This is a genomic window from Oceanobacillus manasiensis (genome assembly GCF_000724085.1).
Taxonomy (GTDB): Bacteria; Bacillota; Bacilli; order Bacillales; family Amphibacillaceae; genus Oceanobacillus_B; species Oceanobacillus_B manasiensis.
The window spans coordinates 33041-46682 of record NZ_CCDL010000004.1; the positions used below are offsets into that span (position 1 = coordinate 33041).

Here is a 13642-nt window from a genome sequence, read left to right on the forward strand (position 1 = left end):
CTTTTGTATTAAATTGTAAATAACTATCCTGCGCTTTTTCTTATGTTAGAAAGTGGTTCTCTACTTGGAAGCACTAAATAACTTTCTCCGTCAGACCTAATTTCTAAATCACCAAAAACAGCTGTGGAGTATATATGTGACTTCACTTTGTATAAATTGCGAATAACACGATCAACAGGATGCCCATAATCATTCTCTATGCTATATGTTAAAATTGCCGTTTCAGGAGATACTGCCTTTAAGAAATCAAGGGAAGAACTTGTATTGGAACCGTGATGTGCAACCTTTATAATTTCCGCTTTTACATCATACGTTTCTAGAAAGTCTTTTTCTTGTTCCGTTTCTACATCACTCATGAGCAAAAGGTCGACCTCGTTATATGTTACTTTTAGCGCAATCGATGATTGATTGTTATTCTTAGATTTTCCGTAAGTATTAAGTACGCGTATCGTTAACAGGGGATCAATTCTAACCAATTCATTTTTCTCAGCCAGTCTTACTGGTATATCATGTTTTATAATCTGCTGAATATATTTTGCGTAAGTTCGAGTTGTATGAAGTTTGCCTGAATCAAGCACCTGTTTTACTTTTACCTTTTTTAATACTTGTGGTAGACCCCCAATATGGTCAATATCTGGGTGGGTTGTTATTAATAAGTCAATGCTATCTATTTCTTTTTCCTTTAAATAGGCGATTATTTTTTTACCTGATCCGGGTGGGCCACCGTCAATCAGGACGTTTTTTCCTGAAGGTGTGTTGATTAAAATACTATCCCCTTGTCCAACATCAAGAAAGTGTACCTTTAAAAGCCCTTCTGTTGCTGTGGCCGAGATAGGCAAACAAATAAATAGTAATTGAGCAGTAATAATTAAAATGGAATTCAATCGTTTAGGACAACGCATGTAGACACCCTCTGTATTGTAATAGGGTTAGTTTTCAACAATTGGGAAGTATTTATCCCGGTCCAAAGGTCCGTAATACTTCCACTTCAAAACATGAAGTGAAACAGTAATAAGTGGAAGTAAACGAACGTTCAACTAACAATCAATGGTGGATATTAAAAATCCCACTTATTGAAGTTTCATTTTATGAGTGGAACAAGATGGGGAAAGGTCGGACTCCATTCAATGGCCTTCCATTTTATGTAATTAAGAATTCTAAAAAAAGGCGCTGAACATTTTTTGTCCAGCGCCTTATTACTTATGCTTTCTCTACGATTATTTCTTCCTCTTTCACATTCACTTCGACACGCTCAATTGAATCCTCTTCTAGAATTAAATCTGTTAATTGGTCTTCAATCTTGTCTTGAATAACTCTGCGTAGTGGACGTGCACCAAAGCGACGGTCATAACCAAGCTTAGCAAGATGACGTTTCGCATCATCAGAAATCGTGATATTAATATTATTTTCTTCCATGTTCTTTTGTAGATCATTTATCATAAGATCAACAATTTCTAATAGATGTTCTTCTTCCAGTTCATTGAATTGGATGATAGAGTCAAAGCGGTTAAGAAATTCTGGTTTAAAGTATGCACCAAGATTTTCTAAAATAGAAACTGCTTCGTGCTGTTTACTATTAAAGCCAACACTTACTTCTTTTACTCCTGTACCAGCATTACTTGTCATAATTATGACAGTTTCTTTAAAGCTGACTGTTCGGCCTTGTGAATCTGTCAAATGGCCGTCCTCCATAATCTGCAAGAACATGTTTTGCACATCAGGGTGAGCCTTTTCTATTTCATCAAGTAAAAGAATAGAGTATGGGTTTCTCCGAACACGTTCTGTTAGCTGGCCTGCTTCTTCATGGCCAACATAACCTGGAGGAGATCCGATAATTTTGGAGACTGCGTGTTTCTCCATGTATTCACTCATATCTAGGCGAATAAGCGATTCTTTAGAACCAAATAGTTCCTCAGCAAGTGATTTTGTTAATTCGGTTTTCCCTACACCAGTCGGTCCAACGAATAAGAAGGAACCGATCGGGCGATGTTTGGATTTCAAACCAGCACGGCTACGGCGAATGGCTTTAGCCACTTTGCCAACAGCCTCATCTTGACCTATAACTTTGGCACGAAGGTTTTCGCCGATATTTTTCATTTTCGTTTGCTCATCTGCAGCAAGTTTGGTTACAGGAATGCCTGTTTTTTCTTCCACAATTAGTTGAATATCAGAAAGGTCTACATCGATAACCTGTTCTTCATCTTTCGCTTTTTCTAATTGCTTTTGCAGTTGAATTTCTTGATAACGTAAATTAGCTGCTTTTTCATAATCTTCTCTCTCAGCCGCTTCTTCTTTTTCTTTAATAATTTCTTCTAATCGTTGATTAATGGAATTAGAGTCCTTTTCAGCATTAGCAAGGTTTAACCTTGATCCTACTTCATCCATTAAGTCAATTGCTTTGTCTGGAAGGAAACGATCCTGAATATATCTGTTTGATAATGATACGAAGGCACGAATCGCTTCATCTGAATAGCGTACCTCATGGTATGCTTCATAGCGATCCTTAATTCCGTGAAGAATTTGGACTGCTTCTTCAGCAGATGGCTCCTTAACAATAATCGGTTGTAAACGACGCTCCAATGCAGCATCTTTTTCAATTTGACGGTATTCTTTTAAAGTAGTTGCCCCAACCAACTGAAGTTCGCCTCTTGCAAGTGCTGGCTTAAGGATATTTCCTGCATCCATTTGGGAGCTTTCAGCTGTTCCTGCACCCACAATTTGGTGGATCTCATCGACAAATAAAATAACATCCTGGCGCTCTTGAAGCTCCTGAATAAGTTTTTTCATTCGCTCCTCAAACTGTCCGCGCATCCCTGTATTGGCTACAAGGGAAGCTACATCAAGCATATAAATTTCTTTATTTATTAACTTGGCTGGAACATCGCCTTCACTTATTTTAAGTGCTAATCCTTCAGCAATAGCTGTTTTACCAACCCCGGGCTCCCCAATTAGTACAGGGTTGTTTTTATTTCTTCTATTTAAAGTTTCAATTACACGTTTTACTTCATTGTCTCGTCCAATAACAGGGTCAATTAAGCCTGCTCTCGCAGCATGGGTGACGTTTTTCGCCAATTGGTCAATTAAGCCATTGCCACGCTTATTGTTTTTTTCTTTTGTTTTCGTACCTGCTTTATTACTTTTACCTTGAGAAAAATGCTGAGAAAATGCTTGCTCTGCATTTCCAAAAGGTGAGTTAGAGAAGAAATCATTAGAATTCATCATTTGTCCTTGGATTTCTTGAAAGCAATCGTTACAAAGGTGCAATTCTGACATCTCGTTATTCATTTTCATTGCAACATTTATATTTGCTTGGTTTTCACCACAATTTTGACAAAGCATTTTCCATTCCTCCTTGATCATTTGAATCAAATGTTAATCAAATTTGACTTTGACTATATTTGACCTTTGATTCATATTATACTCTGACCTTTTTTGACTTTCAAGTGTTTTGTTTTAACTTTTTTGGAGAAGTTAGTGTTGGATGATTCGGGGCACTCGTTTAGTTGATCGAAACGGCCATAGGGGAGATTGTGTCGCTCACTTGGTTGATTCACACCCCAGAGATCAAACTTATAGCCACACAAAAAGGCGGACCCAAGTCCGCCCTTTCACTATAATTCTTTTTTATCCTGGTTTAACCGTACACTGATTGAAGCTTCACTTTACACTTTTTCTTTTTCCTTGTTACGTAGCTCAATCCTTCTAATCTTTCCTGATGTTGTTTTTGGTAGTTCTTTAATGAACTCTATTTCCCTAGGATACTTATATGGCGCAGTCGAGCTCTTTACATGATTCTGAAGCTCCTTAATTAAAGCTTCATCAGGACTAATTCCCTCTCTCAAGACAACAAAAGCTTTAACAATACTTCCTCGATCTTCATGCGGGCTAGCGACTACGGCACATTCCTGGACAGATGGATGTTTCACTAAGGCGTCCTCTACTTCGAATGGCCCGATGGTATATCCAGAGCTGATAATAATATCATCACTACGACCTTCAAACCAAAAGTATCCATCTTCATCTTTGGAAGCTTGATCACCTGTTACATAGTAATCCCCGCGTTGTGTCATTTTGGTACGCTCGCTATCCTTATAATATTCACGGAATAAAGCAGGGCAGTCTAGTTTCACGGCTATATCTCCTACCTTATTCACACCGACCGGATTTCCCGACTCGTCTATAATCTCTACCTCATTACCGGGCGTAGGTTTACCCATCGATCCAGGTTTTACTTCCATGCCTTTCATAACACCAAGTAATAGTGTATTTTCAGTTTGGCCATACCCGTCTCTTACCGTGATATCGAAGTGTTTTTTAAATGTATTGATAACCTCCACATTCAGTGGCTCACCAGCAGAAACTGCACTATGTAGAGCTGGCAACTGGTATGTATCAAGGTTATCTAGCTTTGCCATCATACGGTACTCTGTTGGTGTACAGCATAGTACGTTAATCTCATTATCCTCTAGGAGTTGCAAATATTTTTTCGCGTCAAATTTTCCGTGATAAATGAACCCTGTTGCTCCTGAACCGAGGACAGATAGAAATGGACTCCAGGTCCATTTTTGCCACCCCGGGCCTGCAGTAGCCCAAACCTTATCTCCTTCTCCGATGCAAAGCCAGTTTTCTGAAGCAGTTTTTAAATGAGCGAACCCCCAGCCATGTGTGTGAACAACTCCTTTTGGATTTCCTGTTGTCCCGGAAGTGTATGGTAAGAATGCAATGTCCTCACGAGAAGTAGCTGAAATAGAAAGCTGATTAGATGCTTCTTCCTTCAATCCATCTAAGTACATCCACCCTTCAGCTGGCTCTCCTACTACAAAACGTTTCAAAGATGATAATTGTTCTATCCCTTCATATTGACCGACAAAAGGATGATAGCTAACAATACCGCTTACCTCGGCATGGGTAACTCTATATTGTAGGTCATTAACCTTTAACATTTCAGAGCAAGGAATGATAATAATGCCTGTTTTTAATGCAGCAAGATATACTTCATAAGCGTCCACGACCCTAGGAATCATTACAAGTAGCTTGTCACCTTTTTTAAGTCCTTGGTTCAAAAAAGCATTCCCAATTCTATTGGCATTCTCTACTAACTTATTATATGTGACCTCTTTTCGGTCTCCATTTTCATTTTCCCAAATTAAAGCAGTTCGGTCTGTTTCTTCTGCAAAACGTTCAACTTCCATCACAATGTTATATATTTCTGGAGCGATTAAGTCCTCTTTTTGCATGGAATTCTCTCCTTACTTAATTTTTCCCTATCATATCAAAATTTTATAAAAATTTAAACGATTTTTCAACAACTCTCAGTTTGCTTCTAGAATTTTATTTCAATTTAATTTTGGGTATATTATACTGTTCTTAATTGTTAATAATCATGAAAAATGGGGTTAGCATATGACATCTTTTGATAAGAAAGATTCTTTGGGGAATTTGTTCTCCATTCCACCCAACCCAGAATCTTACAACAAAGCAAATGCCAACGTAAAACAGGAATTACTTAATTATTACGCTTCCCTTGCAATGCACCATCCTGACTTAATCATTGCTTTCTCACCTCAAGGGGAGATTTTATCACAAAACAAAGAAAACATCGGAAAGTTTCTAGGCATTACTTGTGTAGATAAAGTAAATCTCAAGGACTTGATACCAGATTCATATAAAAAAAACCTCTATCACGCCTTTAACCAAGCTCTTCTTGGACATTCAGAAAGGCACGAAATAGTAATAGAAGGTAAGTCTAAAAAAGAAAAGATACATGCATGTCTAACCTTCGTTCCCATTTCGGGTTCTGATAAAATAGATGGCGTATATATCATTATTGAGGATACGAGCGAAATCAAGGAACTTGCGGAAGAATTGAAAAAACACAAAACCCATCTCATTGCTGCGCAGAAAGTAGCGTCTGTAGGGAGCTGGGAATATATAATACCTGAGCAAGAGCTTTTCTGCTCCCCATCTTTTTATGAGATATTTGGATTGGGTAACAATGAAAAGATTACAATGAAGAAATTACTGCAGCATTATATTCATCCTGATGACCGAGAGAAAACCCGCTCTATGTTTCACAAGGCTTTAAACGAGGGGAAATCTTACAAAGTAGAATGTAGAATACACCAACAAAAAATTGAGGACAAGCTTCGCTATTTAAAGGTACAAGCAGAGTTGATGTGGAAAGATAATGTCCCCTGGAAACTTACTGGTGTAGTGATGGACTATACGGAAGAAAAAAACCTAGAGATTGAACTTCGACACACATTAAATAGCATGGTTCACATGTTTAATAATCTCGATGCGGGAATATGGATGAAAGAATTTGATACAAAAAAGATCACACTGGCTTCTGAACAACTCGTTGATTTACTTCATATTCCATTAAAAAAGATCTATGACGATCCAACTATTTGGGAACAGCTTGTTCATCCTGATTTTCAGGAAAAAGCGTTTGAAAAACAAAAGCAGCTTTTGGAAGGTAAACCCATTAAACATAAATATAAGATCGTATGTGGAGATAACTCTATAAAATGGATTCACGACCAAACACTCCCATGGATAAATGATGAAGGAAAAATCACACACTTATTTGGTGTTATGTTGGATATTACAGAAGAGAAAAAGATGCAAGACCATCTGCGTTATATTTCTACACATGATGAGATAACTGGCTTACCAAATCAACAGAGCCTCCATGAGACGGTGGACAAGCTTATAAAAGATGAAAATCCTTTCGCTATACTCCATCTGGATCTGGACAGATTTAACGTAATTAACCACTCACTTGGTTATCAAGTCGGCGATATGGTAATACAGCAGCTTGCAGAACGTCTACAAAAGTTCATCCCATCAACTGGATATCTTGCTAGGTTAAATAACAGTGATTTTGTTATGATCCTTCAACACTATAATGGAAAAGAAGAAGTATTCGACCTTGCTCAGCAAACCATACAATCAATTGGAAAAGCCTTAATGATAAAAGATTATGAGTTACATGTAACAACAAGTGTCGGAATTAGTTTTTACCCAGAAGACGGGACGAGTAAGCTAAGGCTCTTGGAAAATGCCTATTCCGCTCTATACCATGCTAAACAACAAGGTAGCAACAACTTCCAATTCTATTCTTTTTCTAGGGACATTTCTTCTTACAAAAAATTCCTGTTGGAAAAAGACATGCGAAGAGCTATAGTAAATGAAGAATTTGAATTGTATTACCAGCCAAAAGTGGAAGCCACTACTGGGCAATTAAAAGGTGCGGAAGCGTTAATACGATGGAATCATCCCAACTGGGGAATGGTTTCACCAAATGAATTTATTCCATTAGCTGAAGAAAATCATCTCATTCATCATATTAGTGACTGGGTTATTAGAAAAACATGTGACCAGCTCTGGCACTGGAGAAATGCAGGATACCCGGTTATGCCAATTTCAATTAACCTTTCACCTTTACGATTACTAAAACGTGGACTGGTCGAATTAATAAAAGGCCAGCTTACTTTATACAAGCTCCCTGCTTCCATGCTGGAAATAGAGATAACAGAAAGCTCCTTGCTTAAAAATGACATTAGTGTACTAAAGACATTAGAGGAACTCCGTAATCTAGGGATAAAAATTGCAATTGATGATTTTGGAACAGGTTACGCTTCATTAAATTACTTGCATGAATTTGAGGCAGATATTATTAAAATTGATCAGATCTTCATCCAAAACATTACCTCTGCGAACAAAAAAGATGCTGCTATCGTTTCGGCTGTAATGCATCTAGCTAAGGAAATTGGCATGTGTATCGTGGCAGAGGGTGTAGAGGAAAAAGAACAGTATGACTTTCTAAAAGAAAGAAACTGTGACTTGATACAAGGCTATTATTTTTCAAAACCTGTCCCATTATCAGAGTTTGAAAGTATGTTACAAAATGGTTATCTTCTTCCAAAGGAAAGCCAAAAACCAAGCATGCCATTAAATGACAGAAGGGGATACCCACGTTACCAGTTCAACCACTGGCTAAAAGGGAAATTGATCATCTCCAAATATAACAAACAAAAAATTGAATTAGGGTCTGCAAGGATGCTAATAAAAGATATCGGATTAAGAGGAATACAAATTGTTACATCTGTTAGCTTACCTGTTCCTTCTGATATAGCTTTTGAGTTTTCATTTACTATATTGGAAGAAACCTATTCTTTAATTGGCTCTCCAGTTTGGCAACAAGAGACGAAAAAATCCTATTTTATCTATGGAATTCAGTTTCATGCAGGAGAAGAAAAGAAACTACACGCGCTTATAGAAAAGCTAACAATGTTAAAATCTAATAAAGAAGCGTTACCTGAAACGGATTTTTTCACAGGAGACCCTAGTACTTACTTAGGGAACAGTCAGGTGTAAGCATTATGGAAACACAGTAATTGAAGAGAGGCTAAAAAATGAGGTACCTTGCGACTATCAACCATAATAGAATGGGGAAGAAAAATAAAATAGGCATACTGTCTGTTAACCTAATAAAAATGGAGATTATAAGTCCATGAATCAATATCCTTCTATTTCATTTGACCGCGTCCTCATGGAGGGCATTCAAGACATGGTTTTTGTGATGAACGTTTTGCCTGGACCTGTTTTTCAATATGAATTCTTAAATAACACAGCCAGAAATCACACAGGAATTGGGGAAGCAGCTATCGGCAAATCCCTCGATGAGACCCTTTCTGTAGAGATGGCATCATCCCTAAACAAGGAGTATCGAAGAGCAATGGACATAGGCACATCCATTACGTATGAAGATTCCTTTCTCTCTCCAAATGGGGAACGTTTTTATTCAGAAACACGTATAACTCCCCTTCATAATGAAGCTGGTATTTGTACTCACTTGGCTGCCATTGTGAAGGATGTTACGATTCAAAAAAAAGCACAAGAAGAGGTCCAAACATCAAGCAACCTGCTTTTCCAGAACCAACAGAGGTACCAATCATTATTTGAATACAATCTTGATGCAGTACTTTCCATTGATCTAAAGGGGCGGATCCTTTCTAAAAATCTTGCTGTAGAGAAGATAACTGGGTACACAGACAAGGATTTAATTGGAGAGAATTTTTATAAATACGTCATTCCGAGAGACATACCTAATGCCATTAAAGGGTTTGAGCATGCCGTAAAGCGAGGAGCAAAGGAATCACAATTAACAATCTATGATAAGTCACATAACCAAATGGAGATCATTACGAAATTCACTCCCATTATTATGGATGGAGAAACAACAGGTATCTTTGCCATTTTCAAGGATGTTACCTTACAAAAACAATACGAAGAAAAGCTTAAATACATTGCCCTACATGACCCACTCACTGACCTACCTAACCGGAGACTTTTTGATGCACGTTTAGATTACGCAATAGAAGGTTTAGTAGACAGACAAAGGCAATTTGCTATTTTAATGCTGGATATTGACCATTTTAAAGGCATTAACGACACGATGGGACACGATGCTGGTGATACGGTTATTAAAGACTTTGCAAACAAGCTTTCTAGCTGTGTACGAAATTCTGATGTTGTTGCACGGTTCGGTGGAGATGAGTTCATCATTTTACTAGAATTATCGTCTGGTATTGAAAGGACTGCAATCAGCCTCGCAACTTTAATTCATCATAAAGTACAGGAACCAACTCATGTGAATGGGAGACAAATTAAGACTACAACAAGCATCGGGATTGCAATTGCATCTAAGAAGGACATTACAGCGAAGGGAATTTTAAAACAAGCTGACATCGCCTTGTATAAGGCGAAAGAAAATGGAAGGAATACCTATTATATTGCAGAAAAAGACTGAAGGTTTGCCCTCCAGTCTTTTGTAATACATTAGCACTATTGTTTTACTCAAATCCGTATATTGCTCCAGGAAGCTTATCTTTCAAAACAAGTTCATCCAAACTTCTAAATGCATAGCCTTCTTTGTGTAGCTCTGTAATCAGCTGCTCTAGAGCTTCTGCATTATCAGAGGAGACAGTGTGAAGCAGTACAATGGCACCAGGATGAATTTGGTTCATAATTTGATTAAACGCATATTCCCAGCCTTTTTGTTTACTTGTTTCCCAGTCAATAAAAGCTAGTGACCAAAACACATGAATGTAACCAAGATCATAAGACCATTTTAATGTTTGTTCATTAAATATTCCTCTAGGCGGTCGTAAATATTTTAGTTTATCCTGATCGGATACTTCGGCAACTGCCTGCTCTAATTCTTCGAGTTCTTTCTTAATTGTACCTTTGCTTATAACTGAAAAATCAGGGTGGTGGTAAGAATGATTCCCAATAATATGGCCCTCATCAACCATACGCTTAACTAGTTCAGGTTCACTTTTCACATAATGTCCTGTAACAAAAAATGTAGCAGGAACCTTCTTTTTCTTTAAGACATCCAGTATGTCATCTGTATAACCTTCTTCGTAACCATTATCAAAGGTTAGGTAGATATTTTTTTGTCCGGTTTTATCTGCATAATAGGCTCCGTATTGCTCGAGCATGCTCTCATACTTTCCTATATACGGAAGCTTATGGTCACTATTTTTCTTATATCCCCAACCATAACCTTCAGCATGGATAGTGGAAACTTGTGTAAGAGGAAAAGCAAGAAATGCAACCATGAGTAACATTATTAGTTTCTTCATAACAACCCACCTGTTTTTATCTTACTTTTTCCTCATTCAAGTTATTTATACGTCATGTTTTTTGCAAAAACGTCTCTTATAAGATAATGGCCGCTATCCATCCAAACAAGAATAAAGGTATATTATAGTGTAAGAAGGTAGGTACAACCGTATCCCAAATGTGATTATGTTTTCCGTCAGCATTCAAGCCTGAAGTAGGTCCAAGCGTACTATCAGACGCAGGAGAACCAGCATCACCCAGTGCGCCTGCTGTTCCTATCAAGGCCGCAGTGGCCATTGGTGAAAACCCTGCTGCTAGACAAATTGGCACATAAAGAGCTGCAAGAATTGGGATAGTTCCAAAGGATGAGCCGATTCCTAATGTGACAAGTAACCCTACCAAAAGTAAAATGAATGCAATTAGAGCTTGATTACTGTTATCAAGAAACCCTGATGTGGATTCAACTAGTGATTGAACTGCTCCCGTTTCTGTAAGAATGTTTCCAAAACCTGAAGCAACTAGCATCACTATCGCGATAGTACCCATCATAGCAATTCCCTCTGACATAACCTTGTCGCCGTTTTTAAAAGGTACTGCCAATAGTAAAAACATAAGTATTAAACCAGTTAATGCTCCAGCTATAAGGCTTTCGGTAAGAAGCTGGACAATTAAAGCAGCAGCTATAGCAATTAAAGTCATGACGTGATTACGATTGAACGACACTTCTGCCTGCTCTGCAATAATAGAAGTTTCTGCTCCACCTGCTCCCTCTGGCATATCACGGTCCTTGCGGTAAGAAACGAAAATAGCAATAAGTAACCCAACAATCATTCCCGATCCAGGTATTAGCATAGAAAGCGCTGATTCACTGACTGTGATATCCGTGCCATTTTTCGTCATTCCTTCTACTATTGCTTCATGGAATAGTAATCCAAAACCTGCCGGAATTAGAATATATGGTGCTTTTAACCCGAAGGTCAGCGCAGTTGCCACTGCACGACGATCCATTCGCATGTTATCAAATAGTTTTAGTAACGGTGGAATTAATATAGGAATAAATGCAATATGCACTGGTACTAAATTCTGTGATAAAGATGCGACACCTGCTATAACTAGCAGCATCATAGTTTTTTTACCAGTTAAAATCTTAATTAAAAAATTTACTAATATAGTAGTAATTCCTGTATAGCTAATTGCTACAGCAAATGCTCCGAGTAAAATATAACTTAGTGCAGTATTGGCTCCCCCGCCCATACCTGAAACAAGCATATCAATAGAGTCCACTATAGATAATCCAGCCATTAGTCCCGCAGTCAGTGCTGCAGCAATAATAGCAATAATGACATTAACACGTAAAAGACTTAAAATCGTCATTACGAGAACAGATAATACGACAATCCATTCCATTTTTCTTCCCCTCTTTCTAATACCAAATCATTTATTTATTCGCTTTAATACTTTATTATGATAAAGTAATGAAGTGTTGTTTGTCAAGGAGTTTTATTATAGTTTTGGTTTCAGAGTCGATGTTGGTGCGTCACTTTTAATTGACGGCGCGTCACCTCTGTATTATGGCGCGCCCTTTCCAAAATTGGTGCGTCTCTTCGCCAGAACTAAAAAACCCCGTTGAAACGCACGGGGTTCACGAGCTTATTTCACATTATAGGAGAAGGAGACATGATCCTGAATGGGAATCCATGCACCAATTCCTTGTTTTGTTACATTTTTAACTACAATCGACTTCTTTGAACCTTTTAGTTCAATATATACCTCACCAAATGTAACCTGTCCTTTTTCATTGACAGCTGGCGCGTAAGAATTTAATGTTGCATGTTTTTCTGCTGGGACTGCATAAGAGTTATCTTTTTTTGTATTTTCACCTATAACAGTGTGATAAGCTAAAGGGAGTTTTGTTTTTTCCTTGGATTTAATGAGCATCATTTTTTTGATATCATCTGGATTTGCGATTTTGTTTGTTAAAGCCCCTTTTACTTCTCTCTGTTCTTGTTGCACATAATTCATTTCCTGCGCCGTTTCTCCACCTAAATTGTTTATTTCATTTTTATTAATGGGCTGGTACTCCCAGTTGATTGTTGTCTCTAGTGATTCATAATTCAGTGGCCATCTTCCAATAAAAACCATACCACGGTACCCTAGTGCAATTGGCGAGGGTTTAATATTGGATTCATTAAGCAGCTTAATTAAATCAGGATTTTCAATTTTCATCTTTAACCCATCCATTAATTCTTTCGTTAAATCGCTAGGTTCAATGACTTCTTGGTCTTCTGTAGCGTTAGGAAAGGTGTTCTCTTTTGAAATGGTTAAAACATGACTCGGAATTTCAAAGTCATCCTTTTTTTCTTTACTAAAACTACTAACGGGAAAAAGAAACGTGAACACGAGTACGGTGATTAAAAGGAAACCAACATTGCGCTTTTTCATCTTTTTATGTCCCTTCTTTTTCCCCTAGTTTTTTCCGAGACGAGAATTTTATACTTATTCTATTTTGGCTTAGCTTAATTCAACTGTATCGATTTGTTCCTCAATAGTAATACTGTTTTCAACAGAACGAATCATCGAACAGTTCCTTCGAGCAACTTCCATGTTCTTATAAAGCTTATCAGGGTCAAGGCGACGCCCCTTAATCACGTATTTAAGGAGTATTTTTTCAATACGGTTTGCTTCCTCAGGGTTTCTTTCTACTTCCGCATGAACTTGCAGATCCACAATCTCCGTTCGTTGCTTCTCTAAGATTTTTTGGAAGACAGACGCACTGCATCCAGCAATTGAAGCAACCATTAACTGAAAGGGACGATAGCCATAATCCTCATTTCCTGATATATCAAGTTCCCCATATGAAAGATCTGCTCTCATACCATTTTCCTTAAGCTGAAAAATCATTTCAATCCCTCCTAATGTTTTGTTATTTATACTATTTCCTAAAATGAACACTCTCTAACCTGTAGGAACCCATTATGATTGACGATTGCAAATAAAGCCATTAAAT

General features: G+C 37.7%; 9 protein-coding genes. 2 read left to right on the forward strand and 7 right to left on the reverse strand.

Annotation, left to right across the window (positions count from 1 at the left end):
* Positions 1–23: 23 nt before the first annotated feature.
* The 3 genes from BN985_RS16865 to mbcS form a co-directional block, all read right to left on the reverse strand.
* Positions 24–902 carry a ComEC/Rec2 family competence protein gene (locus BN985_RS16865; RefSeq protein WP_052360731.1) on the reverse strand — a complete coding sequence of 293 codons (879 nt, stop codon included), beginning with the start codon at positions 900–902 and terminating at the stop codon, positions 24–26.
* A gap of 298 nt (positions 903–1200) precedes the next feature.
* Positions 1201–3339, reverse strand: coding sequence for an ATP-dependent Clp protease ATP-binding subunit (locus BN985_RS16870; RefSeq protein ID WP_042225011.1), 2139 nt, complete (start codon positions 3337–3339; stop codon positions 1201–1203).
* A gap of 323 nt (positions 3340–3662) precedes the next feature.
* Positions 3663–5237, reverse strand: a complete 1575-nt coding sequence (gene mbcS, locus BN985_RS16875) for an acyl-CoA synthetase MbcS (protein ID WP_042225013.1) — start codon at positions 5235–5237, stop codon at positions 3663–3665.
* A 166-nt stretch (positions 5238–5403) separates the two neighbouring features.
* Between mbcS and BN985_RS16880 the strand changes: the two genes are divergently transcribed.
* Entirely contained in the window at positions 5404–8382 is a 2979-nt protein-coding gene (locus tag BN985_RS16880; RefSeq protein ID WP_052360732.1) for a sensor domain-containing phosphodiesterase, read from the forward strand.
* 136 nt (positions 8383–8518) lie between these two features.
* Complete coding sequence (locus BN985_RS16885; RefSeq protein ID WP_052360733.1) at positions 8519–9817, forward strand: sensor domain-containing protein; 1299 nt, start codon at positions 8519–8521, stop codon at positions 9815–9817.
* A gap of 43 nt (positions 9818–9860) precedes the next feature.
* Here the strand turns inward: BN985_RS16885 and pdaA are convergent, their stop codons facing one another.
* The 4 genes from pdaA to BN985_RS16905 form a co-directional block, all read right to left on the reverse strand.
* Entirely contained in the window at positions 9861–10655 is a 795-nt protein-coding gene (gene pdaA / locus BN985_RS16890; RefSeq protein WP_042225015.1) for a delta-lactam-biosynthetic de-N-acetylase, read from the reverse strand.
* A gap of 76 nt (positions 10656–10731) precedes the next feature.
* On the reverse strand, positions 10732–12042 hold the full coding sequence (locus tag BN985_RS16895; RefSeq protein ID WP_042225016.1) for a Na+/H+ antiporter family protein: 1311 nt from the start codon (positions 12040–12042) through the stop codon (positions 10732–10734).
* A gap of 243 nt (positions 12043–12285) precedes the next feature.
* The gene (locus BN985_RS16900) at positions 12286–13077 is read right to left on the reverse strand and encodes a YfkD famly protein (protein ID WP_042225018.1); all 792 of its coding nucleotides are present in this window, start codon (positions 13075–13077) and stop codon (positions 12286–12288) included.
* Positions 13078–13146: 69 nt separating this feature from the next.
* On the reverse strand, positions 13147–13536 hold the full coding sequence (locus BN985_RS16905) for an OsmC family protein (protein ID WP_042225020.1): 390 nt from the start codon (positions 13534–13536) through the stop codon (positions 13147–13149).
* Positions 13537–13642 lie beyond the last annotated feature (106 nt).

What these genes read in the sequence shown, in the direction of transcription:
- BN985_RS16865 (WP_052360731.1), bottom strand. Translation starts at nt 902, where the DNA reads ATGCGTTGTCCTAAACGATTGAATTCCATTTTAATTATTACTGCTCAA.
- BN985_RS16870 (WP_042225011.1), bottom strand. Translation starts at nt 3,339, where the DNA reads ATGCTTTGTCAAAATTGTGGTGAAAACCAAGCAAATATAAATGTTGCA.
- mbcS (WP_042225013.1), bottom strand. Translation starts at nt 5,237, where the DNA reads ATGCAAAAAGAGGACTTAATCGCTCCAGAAATATATAACATTGTGATG.
- BN985_RS16880 (WP_052360732.1), top strand. Translation starts at nt 5,404, where the DNA reads ATGACATCTTTTGATAAGAAAGATTCTTTGGGGAATTTGTTCTCCATT.
- BN985_RS16885 (WP_052360733.1), top strand. Translation starts at nt 8,519, where the DNA reads ATGAATCAATATCCTTCTATTTCATTTGACCGCGTCCTCATGGAGGGC.
- pdaA (WP_042225015.1), bottom strand. Translation starts at nt 10,655, where the DNA reads ATGAAGAAACTAATAATGTTACTCATGGTTGCATTTCTTGCTTTTCCT.
- BN985_RS16895 (WP_042225016.1), bottom strand. Translation starts at nt 12,042, where the DNA reads ATGGAATGGATTGTCGTATTATCTGTTCTCGTAATGACGATTTTAAGT.
- BN985_RS16900 (WP_042225018.1), bottom strand. Translation starts at nt 13,077, where the DNA reads ATGAAAAAGCGCAATGTTGGTTTCCTTTTAATCACCGTACTCGTGTTC.
- BN985_RS16905 (WP_042225020.1), bottom strand. Translation starts at nt 13,536, where the DNA reads ATGATTTTTCAGCTTAAGGAAAATGGTATGAGAGCAGATCTTTCATAT.